This is a genomic window from Solibacillus sp. FSL W7-1464 (genome assembly GCF_038004425.1).
In the GTDB taxonomy this organism is placed as follows: domain Bacteria; phylum Bacillota; class Bacilli; order Bacillales_A; family Planococcaceae; genus Solibacillus.
On record NZ_JBBORC010000001.1, the window covers coordinates 3,248,892 to 3,274,764 of the forward strand.

Annotated in this window: 27 protein-coding genes and 1 other annotated feature; of the genes, 12 read left to right on the top strand and 15 right to left on the bottom strand. The window is 39.4% G+C overall.

Annotation, left to right across the window (positions count from 1 at the left end; all coding sequences use genetic code 11):
* Positions 1 to 230: 230 nt before the first annotated feature.
* Positions 231 to 1,409, bottom strand: a complete 1,179-nt coding sequence (locus tag MKZ25_RS16190) for an ABC transporter permease (RefSeq protein ID WP_340802382.1) — start codon at positions 1,407 to 1,409, stop codon at positions 231 to 233.
* Positions 1,393 to 2,142, bottom strand: a complete 750-nt coding sequence (locus MKZ25_RS16195; RefSeq protein WP_340802383.1) for an ABC transporter ATP-binding protein — start codon at positions 2,140 to 2,142, stop codon at positions 1,393 to 1,395. The genes MKZ25_RS16190 and MKZ25_RS16195 overlap by 17 nt, the downstream gene beginning before the upstream one ends.
* A 272-nt stretch (positions 2,143 to 2,414) precedes the next feature.
* Between MKZ25_RS16195 and MKZ25_RS16200 the strand changes: the two genes are divergently transcribed.
* The 5 genes from MKZ25_RS16200 to MKZ25_RS16220 all read left to right on the top strand — a co-directional run bounded on the left by MKZ25_RS16200 (position 2,415) and on the right by MKZ25_RS16220 (position 5,076).
* Positions 2,415 to 2,873, top strand: a complete 459-nt coding sequence (locus MKZ25_RS16200) for an HIT family protein (RefSeq protein ID WP_340802384.1) — start codon at positions 2,415 to 2,417, stop codon at positions 2,871 to 2,873.
* A gap of 175 nt (positions 2,874 to 3,048) precedes the next feature.
* Complete coding sequence (locus tag MKZ25_RS16205; protein ID WP_340802385.1) at positions 3,049 to 3,429, top strand: YtxH domain-containing protein; 381 nt, start codon at positions 3,049 to 3,051, stop codon at positions 3,427 to 3,429.
* A gap of 183 nt (positions 3,430 to 3,612) precedes the next feature.
* Positions 3,613 to 4,176: an HTH-type transcriptional regulator Hpr gene (locus MKZ25_RS16210; RefSeq protein ID WP_340803031.1), complete on the top strand. Its 564-nt coding sequence runs from the start codon at positions 3,613 to 3,615 to the stop codon at positions 4,174 to 4,176.
* A gap of 140 nt (positions 4,177 to 4,316) precedes the next feature.
* Entirely contained in the window at positions 4,317 to 4,856 is a 540-nt protein-coding gene (locus tag MKZ25_RS16215) for a DUF3267 domain-containing protein (protein ID WP_340802386.1), read from the top strand.
* A 34-nt stretch (positions 4,857 to 4,890) separates the two neighbouring features.
* The gene (locus MKZ25_RS16220) at positions 4,891 to 5,076 is read left to right on the top strand and encodes a hypothetical protein (protein ID WP_079524475.1); all 186 of its coding nucleotides are present in this window, start codon (positions 4,891 to 4,893) and stop codon (positions 5,074 to 5,076) included.
* 85 nt (positions 5,077 to 5,161) lie between these two features.
* Here the strand turns inward: MKZ25_RS16220 and MKZ25_RS16225 are convergent, their stop codons facing one another.
* Positions 5,162 to 5,266, bottom strand: a complete 105-nt coding sequence (locus MKZ25_RS16225) for a YjcZ family sporulation protein (protein WP_081483416.1) — start codon at positions 5,264 to 5,266, stop codon at positions 5,162 to 5,164.
* Between the two features lie 147 nt (positions 5,267 to 5,413).
* Here MKZ25_RS16225 and MKZ25_RS16230 point away from each other — a divergent pair, with 147 nt between their 5' ends.
* The gene (locus tag MKZ25_RS16230) at positions 5,414 to 6,262 is read left to right on the top strand and encodes a peptidylprolyl isomerase (protein ID WP_340802387.1); all 849 of its coding nucleotides are present in this window, start codon (positions 5,414 to 5,416) and stop codon (positions 6,260 to 6,262) included.
* Positions 6,263 to 6,307: 45 nt separating this feature from the next.
* Here MKZ25_RS16230 and MKZ25_RS16235 read toward each other — a convergent pair whose 3' ends face one another.
* Complete coding sequence (locus MKZ25_RS16235; RefSeq protein ID WP_340802388.1) at positions 6,308 to 6,643, bottom strand: zinc ribbon domain-containing protein YjdM; 336 nt, start codon at positions 6,641 to 6,643, stop codon at positions 6,308 to 6,310.
* Positions 6,644 to 6,892: 249 nt separating this feature from the next.
* On the opposite strand from MKZ25_RS16235, the gene serC reads away from it, so the two are divergent.
* Entirely contained in the window at positions 6,893 to 7,990 is a 1,098-nt protein-coding gene (gene serC / locus MKZ25_RS16240) for a 3-phosphoserine/phosphohydroxythreonine transaminase (protein ID WP_340802389.1), read from the top strand.
* Between the two features lie 195 nt (positions 7,991 to 8,185).
* Here serC and yhaM read toward each other — a convergent pair whose 3' ends face one another.
* On the bottom strand, positions 8,186 to 9,121 hold the full coding sequence (gene yhaM, locus MKZ25_RS16245; protein ID WP_340802390.1) for a 3'-5' exoribonuclease YhaM: 936 nt from the start codon (positions 9,119 to 9,121) through the stop codon (positions 8,186 to 8,188).
* Between the two features lie 282 nt (positions 9,122 to 9,403).
* On the opposite strand from yhaM, the gene MKZ25_RS16250 reads away from it, so the two are divergent.
* Positions 9,404 to 9,589, top strand: a complete 186-nt coding sequence (locus MKZ25_RS16250) for a YhzD family protein (RefSeq protein WP_008406474.1) — start codon at positions 9,404 to 9,406, stop codon at positions 9,587 to 9,589.
* A gap of 107 nt (positions 9,590 to 9,696) precedes the next feature.
* Here the strand turns inward: MKZ25_RS16250 and MKZ25_RS16255 are convergent, their stop codons facing one another.
* The 3 genes from MKZ25_RS16255 to MKZ25_RS16265 all read right to left on the bottom strand — a co-directional run bounded on the left by MKZ25_RS16255 (position 9,697) and on the right by MKZ25_RS16265 (position 13,528).
* Positions 9,697 to 10,866, bottom strand: a complete 1,170-nt coding sequence (locus tag MKZ25_RS16255) for a hypothetical protein (protein ID WP_340802391.1) — start codon at positions 10,864 to 10,866, stop codon at positions 9,697 to 9,699.
* A 127-nt stretch (positions 10,867 to 10,993) separates the two neighbouring features.
* Positions 10,994 to 11,776 (bottom strand): enoyl-CoA hydratase, encoded by a 783-nt coding sequence (locus MKZ25_RS16260; RefSeq protein ID WP_340802392.1) that lies wholly within the window; start codon positions 11,774 to 11,776, stop codon positions 10,994 to 10,996.
* A gap of 66 nt (positions 11,777 to 11,842) precedes the next feature.
* The gene (locus tag MKZ25_RS16265) at positions 11,843 to 13,528 is read right to left on the bottom strand and encodes an FAD-binding dehydrogenase (RefSeq protein WP_340802393.1); all 1,686 of its coding nucleotides are present in this window, start codon (positions 13,526 to 13,528) and stop codon (positions 11,843 to 11,845) included.
* A 376-nt stretch (positions 13,529 to 13,904) separates the two neighbouring features.
* Positions 13,905 to 14,150, top strand: a binding site (T-box leader).
* Positions 14,151 to 14,225: 75 nt separating this feature from the next.
* Here MKZ25_RS16265 and serA point away from each other — a divergent pair.
* Positions 14,226 to 15,851: a phosphoglycerate dehydrogenase gene (gene serA / locus MKZ25_RS16270; RefSeq protein ID WP_340802394.1), complete on the top strand. Its 1,626-nt coding sequence runs from the start codon at positions 14,226 to 14,228 to the stop codon at positions 15,849 to 15,851.
* Between the two features lie 224 nt (positions 15,852 to 16,075).
* Positions 16,076 to 17,338 carry a polysaccharide deacetylase family protein gene (locus MKZ25_RS16275; RefSeq protein WP_340802395.1) on the top strand — a complete coding sequence of 421 codons (1,263 nt, stop codon included), beginning with the start codon at positions 16,076 to 16,078 and terminating at the stop codon, positions 17,336 to 17,338.
* A gap of 38 nt (positions 17,339 to 17,376) precedes the next feature.
* On the opposite strand, the gene MKZ25_RS16280 is transcribed toward MKZ25_RS16275, so the two are convergent.
* The 7 genes from MKZ25_RS16280 to MKZ25_RS16310 form a co-directional block, all read right to left on the bottom strand.
* Positions 17,377 to 17,751 carry a DNA polymerase III subunit delta gene (locus MKZ25_RS16280; RefSeq protein ID WP_340802396.1) on the bottom strand — a complete coding sequence of 125 codons (375 nt, stop codon included), beginning with the start codon at positions 17,749 to 17,751 and terminating at the stop codon, positions 17,377 to 17,379.
* A 111-nt stretch (positions 17,752 to 17,862) separates the two neighbouring features.
* The gene (locus tag MKZ25_RS16285; RefSeq protein ID WP_340802397.1) at positions 17,863 to 18,651 is read right to left on the bottom strand and encodes an HAD family hydrolase; all 789 of its coding nucleotides are present in this window, start codon (positions 18,649 to 18,651) and stop codon (positions 17,863 to 17,865) included.
* Between the two features lie 124 nt (positions 18,652 to 18,775).
* Positions 18,776 to 19,021, bottom strand: a complete 246-nt coding sequence (locus tag MKZ25_RS16290; protein WP_340802398.1) for a DUF3006 domain-containing protein — start codon at positions 19,019 to 19,021, stop codon at positions 18,776 to 18,778.
* Positions 19,008 to 20,201 (bottom strand): MBL fold metallo-hydrolase, encoded by a 1,194-nt coding sequence (locus tag MKZ25_RS16295; protein WP_340802399.1) that lies wholly within the window; start codon positions 20,199 to 20,201, stop codon positions 19,008 to 19,010. The genes MKZ25_RS16290 and MKZ25_RS16295 overlap by 14 nt, the downstream gene beginning before the upstream one ends.
* 361 nt (positions 20,202 to 20,562) lie before the next feature.
* On the bottom strand, positions 20,563 to 22,065 hold the full coding sequence (locus MKZ25_RS16300; protein ID WP_340802400.1) for a coproporphyrinogen III oxidase: 1,503 nt from the start codon (positions 22,063 to 22,065) through the stop codon (positions 20,563 to 20,565).
* Between the two features lie 170 nt (positions 22,066 to 22,235).
* On the bottom strand, positions 22,236 to 22,580 hold the full coding sequence (locus MKZ25_RS16305) for a YlbF family regulator (protein WP_340802401.1): 345 nt from the start codon (positions 22,578 to 22,580) through the stop codon (positions 22,236 to 22,238).
* Between the two features lie 22 nt (positions 22,581 to 22,602).
* A complete protein-coding gene (locus tag MKZ25_RS16310) occupies positions 22,603 to 23,748 on the bottom strand; it encodes a DUF445 domain-containing protein (RefSeq protein WP_340802402.1) in 1,146 nt (381 codons plus the stop codon).
* 108 nt (positions 23,749 to 23,856) lie between these two features.
* On the opposite strand from MKZ25_RS16310, the gene MKZ25_RS16315 reads away from it, so the two are divergent.
* Both MKZ25_RS16315 and MKZ25_RS16320 read left to right on the top strand, forming a co-directional pair.
* Positions 23,857 to 24,066: a YheE family protein gene (locus tag MKZ25_RS16315; protein ID WP_340802403.1), complete on the top strand. Its 210-nt coding sequence runs from the start codon at positions 23,857 to 23,859 to the stop codon at positions 24,064 to 24,066.
* Between the two features lie 439 nt (positions 24,067 to 24,505).
* Positions 24,506 to 25,816 (top strand): hemolysin family protein, encoded by a 1,311-nt coding sequence (locus tag MKZ25_RS16320; protein ID WP_340803032.1) that lies wholly within the window; start codon positions 24,506 to 24,508, stop codon positions 25,814 to 25,816.
* Positions 25,817 to 25,873 lie beyond the last annotated feature (57 nt).

Here is a 25,873-nt window from a genome sequence, read left to right on the forward strand (position 1 = left end):
CGCTCTCCGGGGGCGTGGCATGGGGCCAACACGATGTTGGTCACAAAAGCGTTGCCACAGGACGTGGCGCACTTAGCTTTTGTTCATTAGTCTCAGGCGTCACGCTTATCCCCCAGGAGTCGCCCCTCCATTCCAATCAATTTTAATATTCGTTTCTAATAAAGTTTCCTTCTTATCCCACATATATCTACTTCTATGCCAACCTCTATTTATTGTTACAATTCCATTTTTTATTTTGACATTCTCATCGTCAGTTCGCTCACTGCGATAATGACAACCGGTATGATATAAAACTGCGGCTGCATGACTGCGCAAAGTGTCACGATAATGGCCTGAACAATGCTCAGTTGGCGAAGCAGCTTTGCGACAGCCTGTTTTCTCGTATCGCGAGGAATCGGATAAAGCATGTCCATTCGGAAATCCCCTGCCGACATGAGCGCATACTTAAGCTGAAGCGTTGTTGCAAATGCCAGTGCACCGACAACGATCCAAGTCACAAAAGGAATCGTAATAAACATCGCAATAACAGCTGAAATCGCCGTTAGCCGCACCCATAAATAAAAATGGTCATCTGTACGGATAAACGTCCGGTATATTAAATACGCCTGTGTATTTTCCTTTTTATAGCTGATCGCTTTATAGGCAATATCCAGCCATGCACGACGTTTTACTGAGCCCTTTAAATGCGGTACATCTGTAAAGTAGTTGGCAAAACGGTAAAAACGCATCATACGGTTTTGCTCAAGCTTAATAAAATGTTCGTACGGCACAGGATGATCCTGCACTTTTTTCTTCAACGTCATTGTATAATAGGCCATCATAATGAGAAATACGATACCCAGCAAACCGTCTGTCAATGTCATTTGAATCCCGATTATTGAAACGATCGCCCTTACAACACGATCCAGAAATATGGCATTGCCGCGATTTGCATAACGGTAATTGAATTCGGCGCGAACATTAATAAATTTTAATACCGCAATAAATGCAGCCGTCAGCCAAATCTCACCCGCGCTGAGTGTCGTAACCTCTTTCAACAATGGAATCGTAATTATATACAGAACGACCGGCAACAATAGCTGTGACCAGAATGTCCAGTTCATCGCCTTTTTAAAGTAGTTCGGCATTTGGCTTTCAAGCGGCAATAGGTAAACTTGATCGGGTTCTTTCAGCAATGTGACAGGTCTGCTTAATGCAACCAGGACACCTGTTACAATGGCAATAAGCCATTCTGCCAGGAAATCCGGCTGCACGACCTTCAGCCATTCGCTGTACTGATATCCCCCTGCCCCTAATATAAAGACAAGGACAATCGCAATATGCCCTGTAAAGACGAAGCGCATATACTTCATCACTTCGCCGATGTAATGCTCGAAGCGCTTAGCCCATACACTATGCATGCTGTTCATTGTCCTGCTCCTTTGTCATCGCAATATACAAATCATCCAGTGTCGCAGTCGGCATATTGAACGCTTTGCGCAAATCATTCATTGTCCCTTGTGCCCGTACACGCCCCTCATGAAGCAGAATGATGCGGTCACAATGTTTTTCTGCAGTCGATAAAATATGTGTCGACATTAAAATCGATGCACCTGCACGCTTTTTATTATCCATTTGGTCAAGCAATGACTGAATGCCGAGCGGATCCAACCCGACAAACGGCTCATCGATAATATACAGACTTGGATCGACCAAAAAGGCGCACATGATCATTACTTTCTGGCGCATCCCCTTTGAAAAGTGCGATGGGAACCAGTTCAGTCGCTTTTCCATACGAAATTCCTTCAATAAAACTTCAGAGCGCTCATCCAACGTTTTTTCATCTAACCCATAGGCCATTGCCGTTAATTGCAAATGTTCTTTTAATGTTAACTCTTCATATAGTACGGGTGTTTCCGGAATATAGGAGAAGCTTGACCGGTACTTGTCCAAATTTTCCTTTAACGTCACACCATTTAAACGAATTTCCCCGGAGCGCGGCAGGAGCGTACCAATAATATGCTTGATCGTTGTACTTTTCCCCGCACCATTAAGGCCGATTAAGCCAACCAGCTCTCCTTTATTAATTTCAAATGATAAATCTTGAATCACAGGCTTTCTCGTATAACCACCTGTTACATTTTGCAGTTGTAAAATTGTCACAGTCGTCACTCCTCTTTTCTAAAATTTAGTTTATCAAAAGCGAATAAAATTGAACACTGAATGCAACACTCAATTCAAAGAACAAAAAATAAATCCTTTATATAAGAAAGTAGTTTTCCGAATAATCTATGATAGAATAAAGAAAAATAATAGTATGTTCACCATAAATTGGGGTTGTACAAATTGATATTTATTGCAGGCGGGTGCTTTTCGAGAAAATTTTCCGCGCTTTCACCCTCTCAATTTACATTATCATTATTTTCTAACTTCTCATGGTGAAAATCAAAAACAAAAAAGGAGCGATAAATAATATGAGTGATTGCTTATTTTGCAAAATTATTGCCGGTGAAATTCCAAGTATTAAGGTTTATGAGGATGAGCATACTTTTGCCTTCATGGACATTGCCCCGCTAACAAAAGGCCATACACTGTTAATCCCGAAAACGCACTGTAAAGATTTATTTGAAATGTCTGAAGATGTGGCACGCAATCTATATGCTGCTGCACCGAAAGTAGCAAATGCCATTAAAGCAGCCTTTAACCCGGCCGGAATGAATACGATCAATAATAACGGAGCTGAAGCAGGTCAAACTGTTTTCCATTATCATTTGCATCTTGTTCCGCGCTATGACGAAAAAGATGGACTTGTTGTCAACTGGAATGGCCGTTCACAGGAATTCCCGCCAGAAGTGCTGTCGACACTTTCCGAGGAAATTAAATCACACTTATAATTGCTCCGATCATGGCTACATAATGGTATGAGGAGACTATGGCCAGCATCTTTTTCATATGTGAAAATGCTGGTTTTTCTTTTAATACATCTCTGTCCCATCTTTTCAATGTTTACCGGAAGATGGATTCGGAAAAAGATTTGGATAACAAATATAAAAAAGCGAGGTTACCACTATGAAAGCAAAATCATTTTTACTAGGTGTTACAACAGGCATCGTTAGCGGTGCAGCAGTCATTTTATTCACAGCACCACAGTCAGGGACAACTTTACGACAAAATTTATTGGAAAACACAAAAAACGCTAAATCAAAGTTTCAAGGTGTTCAAAGCGAATTAAATAGCGAATTGACTAGTGTGAAGCAATCCATCACAACGTTAAAGGCAGAAGTCCAAAATAGTATGCCTAGTATAGTAAATGAATTAAAGGATAGTTTGGCAAATTTCAAAACACAGATTGAACCCGAAACGATAAATTTAAAACAAGAAATAGAGAAATTACAGAATTCTATAAGTGAAATCGAGAAAAATATACCTTCAAACAAAAATGACGGGTAATGAATAGCGATTCACCGCCATTACTTTAGAACTAATTCAAACTATAAAAACTGTCAAATCAATCTTAAATTTATCTTTTTATAGCATAAATCAACCAATGTTGAATTATTCCATTTTTCTAACTTTAAACTCTTTTCTTTTATTGCTATAATAATTTTAAAATGTTAATGAAAGAAGAAGGTGATTGCTTTGACAGAAGATTTATACTCGCAAAGAGAGGCTATGTTATTTAGCCAAAGAGTCGCACAACTTTCGAAAGCACTATGGAAAGCTATCGAAAAAGATTGGCAAACATGGATTAAACCTTTTGATTTAAATATTAATGAACACCATATTTTATGGATTTCATATCATTTGAAAGGTGCCTCCATTTCAGATGTAGCTAAATTTGGTGTCATGCATGTATCTACCGCTTTCAACTTTTCAAAAAAATTAGAAGAACGTGGATTACTTACTTTCTCAAAACGTGATGAAGACAAACGAAATACATATGTTGAGTTAACTGATAAAGGCGCTGAACTCATCTTACGTATGTACGATCATTATCACGATACAGAACATACGATTTTAACTGGTGCATTGCCGTTAAAAGAACTTTACGGACGTTTCCCGGAGTTTTTAGATGTAATGGCTGTTATTCGAAATATTTATGGAGATGACTTCATCGAAATATTTGAACGGTCTTTCTTCAACTTCAAAGAAACAATCGATGACAAAGGAAAGCCTTCAATCTCAACAACTTCATAAAGTGATAGTAAGAAATGTCGCCAATTTTAAATGGATGACATTTCTTTTTTTATTTATTATAGTTAGTTTTATGTTTAATAATGTTACGTTAATGGAAAAGCATAATACGTCCTTTTCCATAATGATTTAGGAGGGCTGACATGCATTGTTGGAAAACGATCAACATTGAGCGCGAATATGGTACGGGAAGGCTTGTACTATTGGCAATCACTCTTTTCGTCCTTGTATTTTGCTTTTCATACATTGCATTTAGTTTTAATTTTAACGGCAAGCATATCGACCGCCATTTTTGGTTAGTTTTATTAGTAATACCTTTTGTTTATCCTATGCACAAATTATTGCATTATTTCGCTCTGCTTCAACATAGAAAATCACTCGTCGTTCGTTTTAAAATCCAGCATTTCATGCCGGTTGTCCGCATGCGTCTGCAAAACGGCATACCGAAAAAATCTTACATTTTCGCACTCGTTACACCTTTTGTTACGATTAATTCCGCATTGATTGCTGGAGGCATTTCCTTCCCTGAATATGCGCATTATTTTAGTGGTCTGCTCGCATTTCACTGTTGTATTTGTCTGATGGATTTTTTATATGTGAAAAATTTAATGTCTGCACCAAACAATGCTATAATTGAAGAAACGCCAAGAGGTTATGAAATTTTAGTTCCGCTTGATATTTAAGTTTTTATTGATGCTTTAGAGGGGAGGAATAAATTTGTTACTACTTGTTGTAATTTTATTCTCAGTAATATACTTATTCCAAATAAATCGAATGACTGCCGCATTATGCAGTCGACGCGAAATTCCAGAAGAAAAACAGCCAAAAATTTTCCGTACGATTAATGTACTGATTACGATTTTACTAGTGAGCATGTATGTCGAAGTACTGCTGGCCGTTTAAATTATGTAATAATTTTTTGGTCATACTTTAATAATTGGAAAAGGTGTGTTAAAAGCCGTAATGACTTTTAACACACCTTTCTTTCTTAGTAGATGAAAGCTGCACCTACAATAATCAACAAGATAAACAATACAACTAAAAGAGCAAAGCCAGAGCCGTAGCCGCCGCCGTTGTAACCTCCGCCACCCATATTGACACCTCCCTTCTCTCTTTCTCTCAATATCGTATGCGCCTGTCGTCACAAAACTTAGGCACTCTTCACATGCAACCATTTTGTTTTTAAATCGTTTATGTTATAGTTACAATTGCATTAAAGTTAAGTTAGGAGCGTATTTAAATGAAAAAGTCCATTTTTGCATTAACAGTTGCTGCTTCAATCGGTTTAGCTGCATGCAGTAATCCAGGCGATGAAGTTGTTGTATCAACAAGCGTAGGCGATATCACTCAAGAAGAATTTTATAATTCGATGAAGGACATCGCTGGTGATCAATTACTGCAACAAGTAGTAGTTGAACAGATTTTAAACGATAAATATAAAGTGACTGACGAGGAAATCGAAGAAGAATTGAAGGGTGTAAAAGAGCAGTATGGCGAAAGCTATGAAGCTGTTTTAGCTCAAAGCAATTTAACGGAAGAAACGTTAAAAACAAATATTCGTTTCACGTTGTTACAAGAGAAAGCATTAAAAGATGTTGAAGTGACTGACGAGGAAATCGAAAAGTACTACAACCAAGCGTCTAAAGAATTAAACGCTCGTCACATTTTAGTGGAAGATGAAGAGACTGCCAAAGAAGTCAAAGCTAAATTAGATGCTGGGGAAGATTTTGCTAAATTAGCGAAAGAATTCTCAACTGATCCAGGTTCAGGAGCACAAGGCGGAGATTTAGGCTGGTTTACAGTAGGTACAATGGTGCCTGAATTCAATGATGCTGCATATGCATTGGAAATAGACCAAATCAGTGAGCCTGTACAATCTGAGCACGGTTTCCACATCATTCAAGTGACTGAAAAACGTGATGTGAAAGATTACGGTAAACTTGAAGACAAAAAAGAAGAAATCCGTGAGTCAATTGCAGCGACAAAAGCTGATTGGAACACGAAAATGGCAGAGTTAATCAACGAAGCTGATGTAAAAGTTAAAGACGAAGAATTAAAAGACGCATTTTCAGGCTTCAAAGCTGAATAATCGTTGACATATAAATGCGAGACCCACTAACGGGCCTCGCATTTTTTAGTTTTTCTTCACGAATTCCGATTTCAGCTTCATTGCACCAAAACCGTCAATTTTACAGTCAATATTGTGGTCGCCTTCTACAAGTCGAATGTTTTTAACACGTGTGCCGATTTTCAATGTAGAGGAGCTCCCCTTCACTTTCAGATCCTTTACAACCGTGACAGTATCACCTTCAGCCAACAAGTTGCCGTTTGCATCGCGAACGACTAATCCTTCTTCCACTGTTTCCGCCGATTGAGACCATTCATGCGCACATTCCGGGCACACATAATTCTGTCCATCTTCATACGTATACTCTGATCCGCATTCCGGACACTTGGGTAACTGTTCCATTTTTATATACCTCCTGTAATTCATCCCCTCTATACTCGCATAGTTCCTGTTTATAAACAAGACTGTAAAAATAAATATGCCCAAAACACGAACATTCCCTTTTCCTTTGTGACAAAAATCTATATATTTTCTATAAGTTCTTCTCTTTTTTGTTTATTCGAAAGATAATTTCAAGAATTTTCACATATCTGTGCCAAAAGGGTATATTATCAATTTATATTCTAATATTAAAATTCAGGAGTGATTGCATTGACAGTAACGACAAAACGCGCATTTAACTTTAATGCTGGTCCATCGGCATTACCATTGGAAGTTTTACAAAAAGCACAGGCAGAACTAGTAGATTTCAAAGGTACAGGTATGTCTGTAATGGAATTGAGTCACCGCAGCGCTGCATTTGAAGGCGTGCATAATGAAGCAATCTCAAATTTACGCGAGTTGTATGAAATCCCTGAAAACTATGAAGTACTATTTTTACAGGGTGGAGCAAGCCTTCAATTTTCAATGATTCCAATGAACTTCTTAAATGAAGGACAAAAGGCAAGCTATATCCAAACAGGTGCCTGGTCGGAAAAAGCCTTTGCAGAAGCGAAGTTATTCGGTACCCCTGTAGAGGCAGCAAGCTCAAAAAGCAATAACTACAAAAATATCCCGGCTCTTTCGGATATCCAAATCGACGAGGATGCAGCATACCTTCACTTAACATCGAACAATACAATTTTCGGTACACAATGGAAAACATTCCCGACTACGGGTGACGTTCCGCTGATTGCGGACATGTCTTCCGATATTTTATCGAAGAAAATTGATGTATCAAAGTTCGCTATGATTTATGCGGGTGCACAGAAAAACTTAGGCCCTTCAGGTGTAACGGTAGTCATCATCCGCAAAGATTTTCTTGAAAAAGCAAATTCAAATATCCCGACAATGCTGAAATTTGCAACGCATTCAAAAAATAATTCATTGTACAATACTCCTCCTACTTTCGGGATTTATATGTTAGGTGAAGTATTGAAATGGGTGAAAGCTGAAGGTGGCTTACAAGCGATCGAGCAGCGCAATGAAGAAAAGGCGAAGTATATTTATGATGTGATCGACAATTCGAACGGCTTCTACTACGGGCATGCAACTGATGATTCTCGCTCATTGATGAACATTACGTTCCGTGTAGCGGATGAAGAGCTGGAGAAAAAATTCCTTGATGAAGCAAAAACAGCCGGTTTTGTCGGTTTAAACGGTCACCGTTCTGTAGGAGGTTGCCGCGCTTCCACTTACAATGCTGTCCCGGTCGAAACATGCAAAGCCCTTGCTGATTTCATGGTGAAATTCCAGCAGGACAATCAATAACAACTTAAGCCATAACAGCACTTCTCATCATTAAAGGCCGTTCAAATTTACGCTGAGTAAAATTGAACGGCCTTATTTTATTTTTGTGATTTGTATAGCGTACGTTGTTCTCCGTTACGCAAGAAGCTTTTCTTGCGGCACGATACTCCATCTCTGTTGGTCAAAAACTTGACTGCAGGATTGTATACAGGCAGCTTAAATCGTCGGCTTGTAGAATGAGCGGTTATCTAACGGGAAGAGACGCTCTGTAAATTCACCCGGCTTCGTCTTATCAAGGGCACGAGTCAGCATATTCATCTTCGCGTCAATATTGTCAATATAGTGTAAAATTTCAGCTTCCTGAATCATAGGCTTTTTCGGGCTGCCCCACTCTTCTTTTCCGTGATGTGAAAGCACTAAATGCTGAAGCAGCATGACTTCTTCACCTTCAATTTTCAACTCATTGGCAGCTTGACCAATTTCGTTGACCATAATCGAAATATGACCAAGCAGATTGCCTTCCACCGTATACATTGTGCCTACCGGACCGCTCAGCTCAATGACCTTACCGATATCATGCAAAATAACACCCGCATACAATAAATCGCGGTTTAGTGTCGGGTATAGATCACAGATTGCCTCACTTAATTTGAGCATCGATACAACATGATCGAGTAAACCCGACGCATAGTCGTGGTGATTTTTAGTTGCGGCAGGATATATCAGCAATTGATCTTGGTATTTTTTTGTAAGATTGCGTGTAATACGCGAGATATTCGGATTTTGAATTTGAAAGAAGTACTGTGTAAGCTCTTCAAATAATTGTTCTTTTGGTACGGCAGATGTCGGCAAAAGATCGCTGATTTGAACGCCTTCCTCTTCTCGTGCTGGTCGGATTTGTTTCACACGCAGTTGGTTTTTTCCACGATAGTCGTGAATCTCTCCCCCAACTTTTACAATTACCTGTGCACGGTATAAATTTTCATGTTCCTCGTTTGTATCCCATAGCTTAGCTTCAATATCACCGCTACGATCCTGTAAAATCAGTGACATAAAAGGCTTGCCGACAGTCGTAACACCTTTTTTTGATTCTTTTATCAATAAATATTGGTCCACTTGTTCACCAGGTTGGAGTTTTGTAATTCCATTCACAAGTAATCGCCCCTTTATAACTCTATTACAATTTATTGTAACATGTATATGCGTTAATTATCGATTAAAAGACTATCAATTACACTTCGACCAACTACAGCACTTTGATTTTTTAAAATATAATGGTTAACAATAGAAAAAACAGGGTATATACCGTTTGAATAAAATGTTCATGAACAGTTAATAAAGTGCAAATATTTCTCGAATAATGGTGGCTGCTTCGTGAATTATCAGAAAATCTCTAGTATAATTATATTATCTTGCTTATAAAGGGTGGTTTAAATGGAGAATTATCGTTTTACTGCATTTGAAAAAACTGGGGAAACATTATTTGATGAAGTGTGGAATTTCGCAAACGATGATGCTGCAAAAATCGAAGGTCAAAAGCAAATCGAAGAAAAAGGTATTGCTGAAAAAACTCACCGATTAGTAAACTCATCGGGTAAATTAATTTTATTCCACGTTTAAAATTAAACGTACATAGTGGAAACTTCAACCCGGCTTTTACCGGTAGTTTATCTCCCGCTGTGCGGGGCTAAATGAAAGGTGCCCTGAAAATTCAGGGCACCTCTTTTTTATACTAAACGTTTTATCGCGTCATACAGTTCTTCATTTGTTGGGACTTGCAAATACATGCGCAGCCGTACGATACGATTTAATTCCTTTTCAATCATAGCTCTTGCATAGGCAACACGATCCTCTGTTGCATACATCTTCCGGAACTCTTCCTGCATATTATACATTTCATTAAAATCGCTTAACACGAGCTGGAGTTCTTTTTCATTTAATAAATACTGCTCTACTAAATTGACAAGCTCCTCATTAAATATTTCCAGCATTTTCACTGCATCATCTTTTATAAATAGATCAAGCACTTTTTTTACAAGCGTCGTCGTCAATATACTGCCCACAATAAGACCGATGATCCCGCCAATTAAACTAATGACCGTTGTACTTACATTCGGAATTGATAAGCCGATTCCTCCACCAACGATCAAACCGATAATACTCCCTGCAACACTTGCCGCTGTTTTGGAAATATTTTTAAACAGTTGTGCCGGAGACATCTGCTTTTTGATCGTGCGAACAATATCGACGCTCGACATGACACCCGTGACAATCGCTCCTGTCACAACATTTGCATTGAGTAATGTGATGGCTTTTTTAGCAATAACCGAGCTGTACATCGCCTTTTTCGTGGCGGTACTAGCCATCCTCTTCACCACTGCTTTTGCACCATTTTTCTTTACTGCGCTTGCAATGCCTTCATCCAGCTCAATATGGTCCACGATATTCAGGTTATCAATCTGCTTTTCGATTATTTCTTCTGCAAATGGTTCTCCTATTACTGTTAAACCTGTCAGTACAGCATTTTCAACTGCGGTACCCCGTTCTGCACCATTCCACTTACTTTGGGCGAAAGAAATTGCGGTACTCATGCCGATTACTTCTTTCTTAAAATCAATACAGCCTCTTTCATCAATCACTAGATTATGGATATTTCCGGCATCTAATATGTGACGAACCTGCTCATATGTGAATGCACCTTGCTTAATAATATCGCTATTATTAAAATATGCATGTATTTCATGATATTGCTCGAAAGGAACTTCCAAGTAATTACTCTGTTCCTGATCCAGCTGTTTCAGTTCAATTTCGCAAATTGCAATCGCATCATTTACATTGGGACAATACACATTGTGTACGATTTGTCGCCGGTTGTTTGATAGCCAAATTTGGTCCATGAAGTTACCTCCATTTTTCGTCTTTCACTATCATATAAGCATTCGGTAATGTTGTACAGTAATTATTTTTAAGCCCAACTAAAAAGGAGGAGCCGACGTTGTTTCAGCGGCTTCCTCCGTCATTTATTTACTTTCCTTCAAATTGTGGCATTCTCTTTCCGACAAACGCCTGAATCCCTTCCAGATGATCCTGTGTCTGGCGCATTTTCACTTGTCCTGCTGATTCGCCTTCCAATATTTGCTCTAAAACAGGCAAGTTCGCATTATGCAAAATCTGCTTTGTTTCAATCTTCGCCAAAATCGGTGATGCCAACAGCTTGCCGACAAGCTGATCGACCGTTACTGATGCCTGACCATCTTCCACATTATAATCGATGAGCCCTAATGATAATGCTTCATCGCCGCTTAACACTTTTCCTTCCCAAATCATTTGCTTCGCTTTTGGTGTCCCGAGGCGTTCCTTCATGAAGAAGTGTCCTGCACCATCGGGAACTAAACCGATGCCGATAAAGTTCATCGCTAATTTACTCGATTGCTCCGCAACAATGAAATCGCTTCCCAATGCCAGACTAAACCCTAAACCGGCTGCAGCTCCATGAATTTGTGCAATCGTAATCATCGGAAGTGTATAATATGCCTTCACTAAACGTGAAATGTCTCCCATAATCGTCCCAAAATCAGAAAAGTCGTCTGATGAAACCATCATTTTTACATCGCCGCCAGCAGAGAAGACTCTCCCTTCCCCTCTAATGATAAGAATTTGAATATCCTTTTCATTATGTAGCGCTTCAAAGCAGTCCGCCAACTCGCGCATCATCGTAAAATCCATTGCATTCATAGCACTCGGACGATTTAATGTTAATGTTGCTTTTCGCTCCGCAATTTCCAGCTTAATTGTTTCAAAGTTCAATTGTATGCACCCCTTATTTATGAATAATCATTCATTTCGACAAATAACTGCCGATCTCCTTTATTTTCATACTTCTACTACTTTTGCTTTGTTCGGTACCGGCTTTAAAGTTGCTAAATATTTACCGACCTGCAAACCTGTAAATAGGCACCCTCCTAAAAATGTCCCTTCCAGTGAACGGTAACCGTGTACGCCACCGCCGCCAAAACCGCTGACCTCTCCTGCCGCAAAAAGTCCTTGAACAGGGTTGCCCTCATCATTTAGTACTTGCCCGTTTAGATTAGTTTGTAATCCCCCTAATGTTTTTCGTGTGAGTATATTTAAGCGTACCGCAATTAACGGTCCTGCTTTCGGATCCAAAATTTTGTGAGGCTTCGCTGCACGGATCAATTTATCACCGACATAGTTTCTCGCTCCGTGCAATGCATTAATCTGTGCATCCTTTGAAAACGGATTTTCGATTTCACGATCACGTGCTAAAATCTGCTCTTTAATTTGCATAAAATCTAGCAAGTCATTGCCTGCCAGTTTGTTCATACCTTCGACTAAATCTTTTAAACTATCCGCAATGACAAAGTCTTCCCCGTTTTCTTTGAATGCCTGAACGGCTTTAGGCGGCCCTGGCAAAACACGCTTCAGCACATCTTTTATACTTTTATTAGTCAAATCCGTATTTTGCTCTGAACCGGATAATGCAAATTCTTTTTCGATTATTTTTTCCGTCAAAATAAACCAGGAATAATCATAGCCGGTTTTTTGGATTGCTTCGAGAGTGCTAAGTGTATCAAACCCAGGAAAATTCGGGGCTTTAAAGCGGTTTCCTGTTGCATCAAACCACATCGAAGACGGTCCGGGCAGTATACGGATTCCATGGTTTTTCCATATCGGATCCCAGTTTTTCAAGCCTTCCGTATAATGCCACATCCGGTCGCGATTGACGATCCGCCCGCCTGCCCGCTCGGTAATCTCAAGCATTTTCCCATCTACAAATGCAGGTACCCCGGACACCATATTTTCCGGGGGAAGACCCAGTCTTGACGGCCAATTTTCTTTGACAAGTTCCAAATTGGCTCCGATACCACCGCTTGCCACTACGACTGCATCTGCGGTATATTCAAATGTTCCGATAACTTCTCTTGAACTTTCTTCTCCGCGGCGAATAATACAATTTTCCAAAATATTTCCCTGGATGCCGGTAACCGCCCCGTCTTCAGTCAGTAAGTTTGTGACTTGGTGGCGCGGCAAATAATCGATTAAACCACTTTCCGAAGCTTGCAATACTTTACTCGAAAAAGCCTCTGCAATCGCAGGGCCAGTCCCCCAAACGATATGAAAGCGGGGAACCGAATTCCCGTGTCCGCCTGCTAAAGCACCCCCACGCTCTGCCCAGCCGACAACCGGGAAAAATTGAATCCCCTGTGATTTTAGCCAATCATATTTTTCACCCGCTGCAAAATCTACATAGGCCTTTGCCCATTCATATGACCAGTAATCCTCATCCTCTAACCGGTCGAATCCTGCAGAGCCGTGCCAATCCTGCCATGCAAGCTCCTTACTGTCTTTTATACCCAACCTTCTCTGTTCAGGAGTATCTACTAGAAATAATCCTCCAAATGACCAAAATGCCTGACCTCCGATTGAATTTTCGGGCTCCTGATCAACAAGCAATACCTTTTTCCGTGCATCTATGAGCTGACAAACCGCAGTCAATCCTGCTAGCCCTGCTCCAATTACGATTGCATCATAATGCATTTTCTACTCCCCCTTTGTCAGTGCATATGTTATACAATTTCGTGGTATTTCTTATTTCCCCTTCTAATTATTTTTTCTTTAAAGCATCGAAACTTTAAATTAAGGCAAAATTTTAGCGAAATAGTAAATCATTATTTTTCCGATAAATGCTACGGGTCGCAACTTTTCAGTAAATTCAAACAAATCCCTATAAATCAACATCGTTAGCGCTTTCATAGTTTTAGCGAATTACGAACATTATATTCAGATTAACTAAATACCGTTCGTAAAACGAACCGATATCTGCTGATTAATCCACTAATTATTTATTAATTTTGAAAATTTCGTTGACAAAGATGAACAATCGGGTTTATGATGTTATCAAATTTAAAAACGACAAACTATTGTGATAGAGACATACTGTTTAGTTCTGTATAGCAAAGAGAGCTGGTGGTCGGTGTAAACCAGTGTATACGCTAAATGAGTTCCACTCTTGAATAGAATAGCCGAAAATCCAAAGTAAGTTATTCCGTCCCATGCACGTTACGCATATTGATAAGGTTGTATGACTATTTTTTCAAATAGTCGGCAACGAATAAGGGTGGTACCGCGATTTGTTTATAGAATGCCTTTCGCCCCTTACGTTATTCGTAAGGGACGGAAGGCTTTTTTTGTATAGTTATTTAAAAATAATAGTAAAATTTAAGGAGAGATTATTATGACAGCAACACAATTAATCGAAAAGGCGACAAAAACAATCAACGTATTTATTGCAGATCCACTGAGCGATGATGGTATTTTCCCGCTGCGTCAAGAAACAGAATTAAATTTAAATATCATCGTTGATACAGGGTTAACACCTGAACAATTAATAGCACGAATTGCGGATGTGGATGTATTACTTGTCCGCTCACAAACAACTGTTACACGCGAAGTTATTGAAGCTGCTAAAAACTTGAAGTTAATCGGACGTGCCGGTGTAGGTGTTGATAACATCGATTTAAATGCCGCAACAGAGTACGGAATTATTGTTGTAAACGCTCCAGACGGGAACACGAACTCTGCGGCTGAGCATACAATCGCAATGATGACATCTCTTGCCCGCTTTATCCCACAAGCTTTCAACACTCTAAAAAACGGTAAATGGGATCGTAAGTCTTATGTTGGGGTTGAACTTAAAAACAAAACATTAGGTGTAATCGGGATGGGCCGTATCGGTGCCGAAGTGGCTTACCGTGCAAAAGGTCAACGTATGGACGTAATCGCCTATGACCCGTTTTTAACTGAAGAACGTGCAAAAGAATTAGGTATTACAAAAGGTACTGTCGACGAAGTTTGTGCAGCTGCAGACTTTGTAACGGTTCATACACCACTTTTACCTGAAACGCGCAACATCATTAACAAAGAGCGCTTTGCCATTATGAAAAACGGGGTGCGTATTATCAACTGTGCCCGCGGCGGAATCATTAACGAAGACGATCTATACGATGCAATTGTTGAAGGCAAAGTAGCCGGTGCAGCACTGGATGTATTCGTACAAGAGCCTGCAACAGACCATAAACTGTTAACATTGCCACAAGTGATTGCAACACCTCACTTAGGAGCATCTACAGTAGAAGCACAGGAATCAGTAGCAGTCGATGTATCAAACGATATTATCAAATTCTTTAAAACAGGTACTGTAACAAATCCGGTAAACATGCCGTCTATTCCGAAAGAAAAGCTGGCTGAAGTAGAACCGTTCTTCGCATTGGCCGAAAAGCTCGGCAAGTTTTTAATCCAGGTTACAGAAGAAAGCATCAAACAATTGAATATTTCTTATGCGGGTGAAGTCGCTAACTTTGATGTACGTCCATTAACAGCCAATGCCATTAAAGGTCTGCTTTCTACAAACCACGGCTCACACGTAAATGATGTGAACGCTCGTTACTTGGCAGAGCGTATCGGCATTCAGATCAATGAGCATAAAACAACAACTGCAAAAGGGTTCACAAATTTAATTACAGTTGAAATCGTGACAGAAACAGAAAAACATACTGTAGCCGGTACGTTATTAAATGGTCTGGGTGCCCGCATCGTTAAAGTGGAAGGTTTCGTAGTGGATGTTATTCCTAACGGCAACCTGCTTTACATTAAAAACCAAGATAAGCCAGGTTCAATCGGCCGTGTAGCGACTAAGCTGGCTGAAAAAGATATCAATATCGCAACAATGCAGGTTGGTCGCGATCAAATCGGCGGCTCTGCAGTCATGATGCTTGTCGTGGATAACGAAGTAACAACTGAAGATTTAATCTTTGTCGCACAACTTGAAAACATTGATGAAGTAAAAGCCATTTCACTTTAATTATTTCTACTACTGATGAAAGAAAATTTCTTTCATCAGTAGTTTTTTGTTTTAACATATTTCCGCTTCGCATACATAAGTTTAAAGGACGATTTTATCTCTTATTCTTTGTAACTTCGATTGGATAAAATCTTACATAAAACTTGGCGAAAGTGAAGACCTCTACCCCATTCCCACCACCCGTTCACTCTATTCGCTCACTTTTCATTAAAAGGAGAGTTTAGTTGAGAAAAATACTTTATTTCTTATTAATTGTTTTTTGCTTCGTTGGTATTTCCATAGTAAATAACGAACATGTCCATGCAGCTGTCCCTTCTTCTGCCACAATTAAAATCACAACAATCGATACCGAAATATACGATGAAATACAGCAGAAACTGGTTCCACTGACAAAAGAATCGCCTGTAATCGTATTATCGGAAGCAGACGAATGGACTGAAATTCAATACAAAACGGTGATCGGTTCTATTCCAAGTAACTATTTAAAACCTGCAAACCCTCAATATATGCTCGTACAAGCAAAAGAAGAGCCATCTGTGTTTGTGACGAATACACCACAGAGCGAGATTAAAGGAAAACTCCATTTAAATACAATTGTAGAGCTTTACGGGTCTGCAACTGCCGACTTTGTTTTTATAAAATATGGCCAGCTTGCCGGTTTTGTAAATAAACAGGCACTTGTGAAACCCATTTCAAAAGCGATGTTCATCAAAGATTCAGCCGACATCGTTGTAAGGGAAATCGCCAGTTCTTCGAGTACGGAAATTGGTGTGCTACGTAAAAACAGCCCCGTTAAAATGCTTACAAATATTAAAGGTTGGGCATTTGTCACGACAGAAAAATTGTCAGGCTACGTGCTGACGAACGGGCTTATCACACCGCCTGCTGAAAAAGAAGAACCCGTAAAACCTGTTATTCCTAAACAAGCAGCCGATAAGAAAATCGCCTTAACCTTCGATGATGGCCCCCATCCGAAAGTGACGAGGCAAATTTTAAAAACTTTAGAGAAGTATGAGGCAAAGGCGACTTTCTTTGTTGTTGGGCAAGAGGTAAAGGAACATCCCGAAATCTTAAAGGAAGTGCATAACGCCGGCCATGAAATCGGCAATCATACATTTAATCATGAAAAGCTGACGAAACTGAAACCCGAAAAAATAAAGCAGCAAATCCAGTCTGCCGATACAATTATTAAATCGACAATCGGCCATCAGGCAACTGTCTTCCGCCCGCCATACGGAAGCTATGATAAAACGATTACTGACCAATTGACTGTTCCGAACGTACTGTGGACAATTGATACACTTGACTGGAAGCACCGTGACCCGAAAAAAACGGTGCTGGCAGTGAAGGAACGTGCAAAAAATGGCAGTATCATATTAATGCATGATATTCATCAGGCAACGGCCGATGCATTGGATGAAGTTCTCGCTATGCTCCAAAAACAGGGCTATGAATTTGTGACCGTTTCCGATCTGTTAGGAAAATAAATAAAAGGACCTGGTGAATGGTTCAACAGGTCCCTAACTTATTGATATTCTTTTAATTGTAAAAAGGTTAAGTACTCATTTATCAGCATGGAGTCAGCTTCAATCAGCGGCAATGTCACAATGTCCGTGCTTTTCGCTACCCCGAATGCTGCAATCGCAACGAAAAATAAAACACCAACTGCAATAAATGCCGACAGTATTCGGTGTGCTCTTTGCATATCGGGATTGGCTTGTTTTCTGTTTTTGCTGCGTACAAGGCTGAAGAAACGGTTTTTGTTTTCCGGTAAATGAAGCACATGTTCACATGCCAAACAAAGGTATGCTGTATGATGGTCAATCGTTATCGGATTAATCTGAACTGATCTGTTTGTACGGCCGCAGCTTTCACAGCGACAAGTATTATTATTTACCATGGAAAAAACCTCTTTCATCCCTTTCATACACTTATTATAGCACGAATTTTTAGAAAATTCATTCTTTTAACAGAAAAACGCACTTACTTAAAGTAAAGTGCGTCTGCTGGATTATAATGTTTTCACTAACTGTAAAAATTCAGTAAGTGATGTTACTTCATATGTCGGGACAATTTCCGGATTGTGCGGTTTACTTTCGCGGTTAATCCAAACATTGCGCATACCGACACGCGATGATCCTAAAATATCGGTCATTAAATTATCGCCGACCATGATGGCTTCATCTTTAGAAACCTGCGCTTTTTCCATTACAAATTCAAAGATTGAAGCATCCGGTTTCCCCTTACCAAAATCACCTGAAATAATGATATGGTCAAAATACGGGACAATTTCCGGCGTAATCTCCAACTTTAAATTTTGTAAGCTTGGTGCACCGTTCGTTAATAACACAAGCTCGTATTTCCCTTTTAATTCATCCAATACGGCAAATGTGTCTTCATAGAAAAACGGTGCTTTTTTACGTTCTTCTACAAAACGCTCTCCAAGTTCTGCGCCTAATGCTGCATCTTCAATTCCCTCTGCCGCTAAACCTTTTGTCCAAGCTTCAGCCCGATAGGCAGGCACAATTTCTTTCATCTGCTGAAATTGCGGTGTCGGATCATCAAATGTTCCCCAGAGACCTTCAAATGGGTTAATTCCGATTAAAACCGTATAGTCATATGTAGGATAACTTTCATATAGACTGCGCGCTGCCGATCTTACCGCTTCTTCCAATGCTTGAGCGTCGACGTTTTTTTTAGTCGCTGCATAGTCACATGTCTTTTCAAATGCCGTTTTCACTGAATGTTGATCAAATAATAAAGTATCATCTAAATCGAAAATAATTGTTTTGATAGCCATTTTTACGCTCCTAAAATTAATATATGTACCCATATATTTTACCATAGTAAGACGTACAATTTCCGATAATTTTAGATTTTTCTAACTTTTCAATGATATTTGGAATTAAACGATAAAAGCCCCGTCATTCCTTGTTTTTTAATTGTTGCAATAGATTGTTGACACGTGTTTTTTGATTTTCAGTTTCTTCTTTCAGTAACTCAATCTTATAGTCAAAACCATCATCCTTAATATGAACAATATCTCCTTCTTTTAGCTCCGAAGGAATTTCGGTATGATGGATAAGGAGCTGCTCCGTTTCGTTCGGGCGTTTTAAAAAAATCGCATATTCTCCATCAAATCGGTCCAGCGTATACTTATTGTAGTTCACTTACAATCTCCCCTTTCGTATTGACTAGTTGGGCTGCATCACCGCTGTTTAGCCATATTTGCCTTTTCGACCATTCCAGTGTAGCCGTACCTGTTTTTGCATTGGGACCACTCGTAATCGAAAGCTTTTTCCCTGGCGCCAAACTAATATTCGGGAAACTAAATACTTGATCGCCTTCAACGGATTTCAGTTTCCAGCCTTCCAAATTAACTGCTTGATTACTGCTATTCTGGATGACAACAATTTCTTCATGCACATCTTTGCTGATAAGCTCCACTTCACCGCTCTTTATTGAAGCTGGTAACGGTATTGAACTCGTTGCCCCGACACCTGTCCACTGCTGTGCATCTATGTCATATGTTACCCCATCTGTTGTAATCACAATCGTTCCGGCTTCTGCAGTACTATATATTTCACTGTTTGCTTTTTGCAATATATCGATTACTTCTGCATGCGGATGACCGTATTTATTGTCCTGTCCATAGCTTAATATTGTTGCAAGCGGGCTCACTGCTTCTACAAATTCAGGCAAGCTGCTAGTATTCGATCCGTGATGACCTGCTTTTAAAATTGTTGCCTGTACATCGTTGCCTTTTTGTAAAAGCTCCTGCTCTACCCCATGGTCGGCATCTCCCATTAATAAAAACGAAATGTTCTGGTATTCCGCGCGCAGTACGATTGAAGCGTCATTATTATCAGAAGCCGTTTCGTCTGCCGCAAGTACTTCTATAATAAGATTGTCTTCAAGCTGAATTTCATCACCTGCTTCAGGAATCGTAAACTTAATATTTTTAGCTTGAATGAGGCTTAGCATTTCTTCATATGTTTGAGACGTATGTACTTTTCCGGAATCGATAAATTCCTTAATAGAAATGGAATTCAGCACTGAAATCAGGCCACCAATATGATCGGCATCCGGGTGTGTAGCGACTACATAATCCAACCGGTTGACTCCCTGTGCTTTTAAATAGGCGACAACTTCCTTACCGGCACCCTTTACGCCTCCGTCAATCAGCATCGTTTTCCCGTTTGGCGCTTCGATGAAAATGGAATCCCCCTGTCCTACATCAATAAAGTGGACGGCCATTTCTTTTAGTGGCTCTTCGTATGTTTCGGTTGTTTCCGTGCATCCCGCTACGATTAGTAACGTGAATAGTAACAATCCTATTATTTTTTTCATTGCAACAAATCCTTTTCTTTTACTCTCTTACTAGTTTACACAAGTTGATCTCATTATAAAAATCTCCCCTTCGCAGAAAAAAGCAGCGACTTAACCAAAAGAGCCATTTTCCTCTATGAGAAAAATGGCTCTTTTTCGCTGTGCGTAAAAATTGATTTCCATTCCGGGACGCTTTCCGCGGGCGTGAGGCCAACAGGATGTTGGTCACAAAAGCGTTGCCACAGGACGTGGCGTTCTTAGCTTTTGTTCCTAGTCTCAGGCGTCACGCTATTCCCGCAGGAGTCGCCCTTCATTCCAATCAATTTTATAAAATATCCGTTTTTTTAATAAGCTTTTTCAATCAAATATTAAAGATCATCAATTAAGAATAAAGCTCATCTAAAATGGCGATTTTCTTGGCGATTGATTCTTCAAATGTCAGGATATATGCTGCTGGATCTTTCGGGTTGTGGAACTGTGTAATTTTGCCGGTCGTTGGATGTACGAACTTCGAGGAAGCGCCGCAGCCAATCCCTAAAATTGTCTGTACTTCTTCCATAATGACAATATTGTAGATCGATTCTTCTTCCGGTTTACAATACCCGACGTTTTCCAAGTTTCCTAAAATATTTTTCTGGCGGTATAAGTAATATGGAACATAGCCGTTTTCAGCTGTCCATTCTGTTGCCATCTGCATCATTTTCCCTACCGTATCACGGTCGGCTACTTTATACTTATCTTTGTTTCGTGTCATTTCCGATGCGCGCTTGAAGCTGAGTGTATGCACCGTTAAACTTTCAGGCTGCATTTTTGCTGATTCCGCCAATGAATGCTCGAATTCTTCAATACCTTCGTTCGGCAAGCCGATAATCAAATCCATATTGATATTATTCATACCGGAATTGCGTGATAGCCAAAACTTCTCCACTGTTTCTTCAACCGTATGGTGGCGCCCAATTGCTTTTAATGTTTCTTGCGTATAGCTTTGCGGGTTAACGGAAATGCGGTCAATACCCCATTTTTTCAATACTTCTATTTTCTCAGGAGTAATTGTATCCGGGCGCCCTGCTTCAACCGTAATTTCACGAATGGTCTCTGGGTTCGGGAAAGCATCGAACATTGTTTTATATAATGCATCCATCTCATGTGCCTCGATTGAAGTCGGTGTTCCTCCGCCCCAGTAAATCGAAGTAATGCGCATATTTTTTTCTGTCAGCCACTTGCCCATTTCACGCAGCTCAATATGCAGGCCATCGATAAATTTCTCTACACGTCCTGCCTTACGATTTGATTGGATGGCATAGGCCGGGAATGTACAATACGCACACATTGTCGGACAAAACGGAACCCCAATATAAATTGAAATTTCCTTTCCAAGCTCGTCCAGATCGGGAATCACCGTAAGTTGTCGCTCAACAATCGCTTTCATTAATGCGATTTTCTGATCCGAAATCCGGTAATCTTCTTTTAGTACCGCGGCAATTTGTTCATCGTTCATACCGGCTTTACGATATTTATGATAAAGCTTTGTCGGACGGACTCCTGTTAAAATCCCCCACTGCTGAGTCATACCGGAATATTGTTCAAGTACATCAAGCATGACATGTGACAATGCACGCTTCATTCGGATATTTTGCTCTTTTTCCGTTCCTTCTGTTGAATATTTAATCGAATAGTCGCTCGTATATTCCTGGCCATCCACTTTCAGCTTGGCAAATGTGGAAATCGTAAAATTTTCATCGATAGACTTATTGAATTCAATCGACATATCCGACCCGTCCTGCCCGATTTGAATAACGGAATCCTCGTAAAATAAATTGGCTATATGATTAAGAACACGTGTCCAGTCTTCCTTGAATTGCTCATTAATATGAATCGTTTTCATGTTATTCTCTACCTTCTTATTATAATAAATAAAAAATCTATCTCATTGTAACAAATATTAAGGTAGAAGAAAAAAAACATGTTTATTGTTAGTAAATTTAATTGGAATAATTGCCCCTCAATATCATCAAAATTAAAAGGAGCCACACAATAGTGTGACCCCCCTGGATCTTATAGTCCGTCGTATAAAGCTTGAATTGGTTGTGTAATAATGCGGTTTACTTCTTGAATGACCTCACTTAATGCCATTTCCGCTTCCAGCATACCAATAATTTTAGCATTTTGCTGTGCCAGCTGTGCTGTTTTTTGTAAGAATACGTATTCTTCTTCTGTAATTTCTTCACCGGCATTTTGTTTTGCCTGCATTTTTAATTGAACATCGCGGAAGTTTGTGAATAATACTTTCGCTTCCTCATCTGCACGTACAGTTTCCACTGCATTCTTTAAATTTTGAAACTCATCAGTCTTGCGGAATGTTGCTTCAAGTTTATTAATATCTTCGTAAATATTAATCATGTAATATTCCTACTTTCTCTTTTTAGTTCGTCAAAAAGACGATTAACGCTTGAATGATCCCGACAAGACCACCAATTATGCCGCCCAGCCACGTGATTAACTTCAGCTCTTTACTAATAATGCCTAGTACAAGTTCTTCTAATTTGGCGATAGGGAAAGAATCAACCTGCTCTCGAACGACTTCCGCTAAATTCAATCGCTTCAGTACGTCTTCGATTTTTCCTTCTGCTGCAATGAATGTTTTATCCATCATTTTAGGTAGCAGATCATTTGCAGCCCAGTCTATTCCTTGTGGCCAATAGTCATTAATCGTTTTATCCAGGCGTGCCTCCAAAGCAAGTGCATTTTTTGCATAGCTCTGGATACTCGTTTCAATCGTATCAAAATTTACGTCATTCATAAAGTCCATGGCCGGGCGATTTTTAATTTTCTCCCATTCTGTAGTAAATATTCGTTGTAAAAGTGCAGCTGTTCCGGGAGCTTTTAAAAACTTTATAAGCTCCCGCTGTACTTTATCAACAAGGGATGTCGAGTCTCCCAAAAACATTTGAATCATTCCGCCAAATGAACCTTTTGTCGACAAGAAGTCATCCAGCATATTTTTGATTGTCATCGTACCTTCCGGCGACAGAAAATAATCTTCACCCTTTTGCAGTATCTGAACGACAGCCTCATCGATTTTCTGGTCCAGTACAGGCTCCAAATCATTCGGTAACAGTTCACGAATCGATTTAGTTGATAACGTATTTTTTACTTTATGGAACTGTACGTGAATAAGTTCATCCACTTTCCCTTCCACTGTTTGCGGTAATTGTGTAAAACCCGCCAAACGAACCCAATCATTAATTGTTTTTTCGTTAGTAAATATTTCTTGTGTCACTTTATTTTGTGCAAAGGTTAATACATTTTCGCGTATTTCCTTTGATAAAAACTTCTTCTTAATTGTTTCGGGTGTCAGTAAATATTCCGAAACGGTTTTCCCTAACTGAATCGCCAAATCTCCACGGCGTTTCGGGATCAGACCCGGCGTTAACGGCAGCTTCCATTTTTTAAAATAGATTGGCCTATACGGTCTAAACAGCATTTTGATTGCCATATAGTTCGTCGCTGCACCAACGACAGCCCCTACAACACCAAGCAGGAATAATAGCGAAATAAATTCTCCCATTTTGCTCACTCTTTCTTCATCATGTGTATGTTCTATTATTAATTTCAAAAAAGAAAAATTGCAACAATGTACTACTTTCTTGTACGATAAAAATGGGAGGGAAGTTTCATGATTCAACATTTTAGCTATAAACCATTATTTAAAAACAGCCAAATTCCGGGGTGGTCCATCCGCTTTTTCTATGAGCAGAAGCGTTATACAGCGGAATATTATAAAGATGGAAGCATCAAATTCTTTGGGGAAAGTCCTGCTGAAAAACAGAAAGAGCAGCTTGAGAAAATGATTCACGAGTTGATGCTCTTTCATGTTTACGAATAAAAAAAGAAATGGGAGCAGTCGAATTTCCGATGCTCCCATTTTTATGCGCGTTACGAGTTAATCATAATTTAATAGCTGGCTGCAGGAAATTATAGTTGCTGGCGTTTGCTAATTATTCTGCCTACTAAATTATCATTATCTACCATTTCACAGTAGCATAATTATATCAAAATTTCAATTTTCTATTAATTCATATAAACGTGCTAAAAATTTATTTCCGGATTATTTAACCCGAATTGTAGATTGGATAATTCAAATTTCATTCCACCATCTTTTTCCTCAAATTTCAAATTCATAAATTGTTTTTTTTACGTAAATATTTTATGATTGTAGTATTAAAATTTTTTTAGGAGGTGTACTCTTTATTTGCCACGCTCATTTGCGCCGCAAATAGGGAATATAGTTGGACGTAGACATAGGAATCGAACTAACCATTAGGTTGATAGCATTTGCTATCTTAATTGCCGCTACGGCATTTTTTGTTGCAACTGAGTTTGCAATAGTTAAAGTAAGAACGACAAAAATCGATCAGCTCGTTGCAGAAGGAAATAAATCTGCGATAAGGGCAAAAAAGGTAATTTCAAACCTCGATGAGTATTTATCTGCTTGTCAGCTCGGAATTACGATTACGGCATTAGGACTCGGATGGCTCGGAGAACCGACTTTCGAAATCATTCTTCATCCAGTATTTGAGTTCTTTAACTTAAGTGGTAATGTCACAACTGTTCTTTCATTTATTGTTGCCTTCTCACTCGTAACATTTATACACGTTGTCGTAGGGGAATTAGCACCAAAAACTCTCGCTATTCAAAAAGCAGAAGCCGTAACATTAAAGCTGTCAGGATTTTTAATTCTGTTCCACAATATCATGTATCCTTTCATCCGTGCTTTAAACGGATCGGCACGTGGACTAACTGGACTTTTCGGCTTAAAAATGATTTCTGAATCTGAAGAAGCGCACTCTGAAGAAGAGCTTCGCATGATTTTATCAGACAGCTTTAAAGGTGGGGAAATTAACCACTCGGAATACGAATATGTAAATAGTATTTTTGAGTTTTCTGATCGAATAGCGAAGGAGATAATGGTACCTCGAACTGAAATTATCAGTATTGAAAGAGGTCAAACGATTCGCGAAGTATTTGAAGTAATGGGCATTGAGCAATATACACGTTACCCTGTTACAGATGGCGATAAAGACCATGTCATCGGCCTTGTTAATATGAAACATTTATTAACAGCCTATATTAAAGATTCAGCAAATGGCGATAAGCTTGTTGATGATTATATGCAACCGGTGATTCGGGTAATCGAAACAATTCCTATTAGTGATTTATTGTTAAAAATCCAAAATGAACGTATCCACATGGCCATTTTAATGGATGAATACGGTGGTACTTCCGGTTTAGTAACAATTGAAGATATCATCGAGGAAATTATCGGTGATATTCAAGATGAATTCGATGAAGATGAAATTCCGGAAATACAGGAAATCGCAGAAGATCACTACATCTTTGACTCTAAAATGTTATTGCAGGAAATGAACGATATTTTAGGTACAACAATTGAAGATGAAGATATCGACACAATCGGCGGCTGGTTCATGACACAACGCTTCGATGTTCAAGAGGGCGATATCATTGAATCAGAAGGCTATAGGTTCAAAGTAACCGAACTGGACGGCCACCACATTTTGTATATTGAAGTAACAAAACTTCCACCGTCTGAAACGACAGATGGGGAAATTCTATAACCGATACAAAAAACCTCACTCTTTTTCCTTCTGGAGAAAAAGTGAGGTTTTTAATTT

What these genes read in the sequence shown, in the direction of transcription:
- MKZ25_RS16205 (WP_340802385.1), top strand. Translation starts at nt 3,049, where the DNA reads ATGAAAGCAAAATCATTTTTACTAGGTGTTACAACAGGCATCGTTAGC.
- MKZ25_RS16305 (WP_340802401.1), bottom strand. Translation starts at nt 22,580, where the DNA reads ATGATTAATATTTACGAAGATATTAATAAACTTGAAGCAACATTCCGC.
- MKZ25_RS16285 (WP_340802397.1), bottom strand. Translation starts at nt 18,651, where the DNA reads ATGGCTATCAAAACAATTATTTTCGATTTAGATGATACTTTATTATTT.
- MKZ25_RS16310 (WP_340802402.1), bottom strand. Translation starts at nt 23,748, where the DNA reads ATGGGAGAATTTATTTCGCTATTATTCCTGCTTGGTGTTGTAGGGGCT.
- MKZ25_RS16250 (WP_008406474.1), top strand. Translation starts at nt 9,404, where the DNA reads ATGGAGAATTATCGTTTTACTGCATTTGAAAAAACTGGGGAAACATTA.
- MKZ25_RS16295 (WP_340802399.1), bottom strand. Translation starts at nt 20,201, where the DNA reads ATGAAAAAAATAATAGGATTGTTACTATTCACGTTACTAATCGTAGCG.
- MKZ25_RS16265 (WP_340802393.1), bottom strand. Translation starts at nt 13,528, where the DNA reads ATGCATTATGATGCAATCGTAATTGGAGCAGGGCTAGCAGGATTGACT.
- MKZ25_RS16230 (WP_340802387.1), top strand. Translation starts at nt 5,414, where the DNA reads ATGAAAAAGTCCATTTTTGCATTAACAGTTGCTGCTTCAATCGGTTTA.
- MKZ25_RS16190 (WP_340802382.1), bottom strand. Translation starts at nt 1,409, where the DNA reads ATGAACAGCATGCATAGTGTATGGGCTAAGCGCTTCGAGCATTACATC.
- MKZ25_RS16215 (WP_340802386.1), top strand. Translation starts at nt 4,317, where the DNA reads ATGCATTGTTGGAAAACGATCAACATTGAGCGCGAATATGGTACGGGA.
- MKZ25_RS16280 (WP_340802396.1), bottom strand. Translation starts at nt 17,751, where the DNA reads ATGGTAAATAATAATACTTGTCGCTGTGAAAGCTGCGGCCGTACAAAC.
- MKZ25_RS16255 (WP_340802391.1), bottom strand. Translation starts at nt 10,866, where the DNA reads ATGGACCAAATTTGGCTATCAAACAACCGGCGACAAATCGTACACAAT.
- MKZ25_RS16315 (WP_340802403.1), top strand. Translation starts at nt 23,857, where the DNA reads ATGATTCAACATTTTAGCTATAAACCATTATTTAAAAACAGCCAAATT.
- serA (WP_340802394.1), top strand. Translation starts at nt 14,226, where the DNA reads ATGACAGCAACACAATTAATCGAAAAGGCGACAAAAACAATCAACGTA.
- MKZ25_RS16200 (WP_340802384.1), top strand. Translation starts at nt 2,415, where the DNA reads ATGGTGAAAATCAAAAACAAAAAAGGAGCGATAAATAATATGAGTGAT.
- MKZ25_RS16235 (WP_340802388.1), bottom strand. Translation starts at nt 6,643, where the DNA reads ATGGAACAGTTACCCAAGTGTCCGGAATGCGGATCAGAGTATACGTAT.
- MKZ25_RS16300 (WP_340802400.1), bottom strand. Translation starts at nt 22,065, where the DNA reads ATGAAAACGATTCATATTAATGAGCAATTCAAGGAAGACTGGACACGT.
- MKZ25_RS16225 (WP_081483416.1), bottom strand. Translation starts at nt 5,266, where the DNA reads ATGGGTGGCGGAGGTTACAACGGCGGCGGCTACGGCTCTGGCTTTGCT.